Raw genomic sequence first — 1,724 nt, 5'->3', positions numbered from 1 at the left:
GATTGCGGCAACGACTAGCCTCGGCCTTTCGCGGGTGAGGTCGTGTCGGACATGAAGAAAGGTGCTCTGAGCTGGAAGAATAGGGGTTACCACACCAACCTATTTCCAGTCTCGAAGGAGCACCTTTCTGGTGAGTCAGTCTACGTCCTGCTACCCGAAGGTGTCGGTCGACGCGGCCGGAACGAACCTCGTCTCGCATGCCGGGACAGTGCTGTTGCTTCGTACCGCCGAGACGGTCGGTCTGACCGCGGCTCTGACCAGTGCGTTGATGCCGTGGCGCAAGCCGAACGCGATCCACGATCCGGGGAAGACGGTGCTTGATCTGGCGGTGTCGATCGCGGCGGGCGGGGACTGCCTGGCCGACCTCGATCAGCTCCGCACCCAACCACAGGTGATGGGCCAGGTCGCCTCCGATCCGACGGTGTCGCGGCTGATCACCGCCTTAGCAGGCGATGTCGACGCGGCGTTGGCGGCGATCGCTGCGGCGTCCGCGCAGGCCCGGGCCCGGGCGTGGGAACTCGCCGGCCAGGACAGTCCCGATCATGCGATCTGTGCGGAGAACCCGATCGCGGTCGATCTCGATGCCTCACTGGTGACCGCCCACAGTGAGAAGGAGCAGGCGGCGCCGAACTTCAAACGCGGCTTCGGGTTTCACCCACTGCTGGCGTTCGTTGATCACGGCCAGACCGGGACCGGGGAACCGGTGGCGGTCCTGCTGCGGCCGGGGAACGCCGGGTCGAACACCGCCGCCGACCACATCACCGTCGTCAAACAGGCGTTGGCGCAGCTCCCCGATGCGGTGACCGGCAGCGGTCGGTATCGGGTCGGCCGCAAAGTCCTGATCCGTGCCGATGGTGGTGGCGGCACCCACGAGTTCCTCGACTATCTGACTCGCCGGCACCTGGCCTACTCGATCGGCTTCGCTCTCACCGACAAGCTCGCAGCCGCCGTCGACCTGGTCCCCGACGCCGGGTGGATCGCGGCGATCGATAACGACAGCGGTGAACTGCGGGAAGGGGCCTGGATCGCCGAGCTCACACACATAGTGGACTTGACCTCGTGGCCTGCGGGGATGCGGCTGATCGTGCGTGCTGAACGCCCGCACCCCGGGGCGCAGCTGACGTTCACCGACCGGGACGGACTGCGGCTGACCGCGTTCGTCACCAACAGTCGCGGCCCGGTCGAACGCCTCGAGCTGCGGCACCGGCGCCGCGCCCGCTGCGAGGACCGCATCCGCGCATTGAAGGACACCGGCCTGCGGAACCTCCCCCTGCACCGGTTCGCGAAGAACCGGATCTGGACCGCGATCGCCGCGCTGGCTGCCGACCTCATAGCCTGGACCCAAATGCTCGCCCTGACCAGCCATGATGCCCGCCGGTGGGAACCCAAACGACTGCGCCACCGACTCTTCTGCATCGCCGGATCCATCGCCCGGCACGCCCGCCGCACCCGCCTGCACCTCGCCGCGACAGCCCCCGACACCGGCCTGCTGATCGCCGGCCTACAGCGCCTGAACCGGATGCGAGCACCCACATGACCGACACGACTTCCTTGACAATCCGATCACGAAACACCCCCACGGGACAGTGGAACCCGACGCCACCCGACGCAACACCGGGCCGCATCACCATGCCCACGAACGAAACCCTCACTCGAGGACACCAATCCGAAACCGATCAGGAGGGGACGACCACCTCACGAAAGATCGAGGCTAACACCGAACA

At 66.7% G+C, this 1,724-nt stretch carries 2 protein-coding genes; both read left to right on the top strand.

Annotated elements, in window-relative coordinates; translation table 11 throughout:
• Positions 1 to 130: 130 nt before the first annotated feature.
• On the top strand, positions 131 to 1,537 hold the full coding sequence (locus tag AXK60_RS25205) for an IS1380 family transposase (RefSeq protein WP_068575357.1): 1,407 nt from the start codon (positions 131 to 133) through the stop codon (positions 1,535 to 1,537).
• Positions 1,534 to 1,724, top strand: a 191-nt coding sequence (locus tag AXK60_RS27490; RefSeq protein ID WP_217491802.1) for a hypothetical protein, incomplete at its 3' end; no start/stop codon positions are given. The genes AXK60_RS25205 and AXK60_RS27490, both read left to right, overlap by 4 nt.

The organism is Tsukamurella pseudospumae (assembly GCF_001575195.1).
GTDB lineage: Bacteria > Actinomycetota > Actinomycetes > Mycobacteriales > Mycobacteriaceae > Tsukamurella > Tsukamurella pseudospumae.
This window is presented reverse-complemented; position numbering and strand designations above follow the sequence as displayed.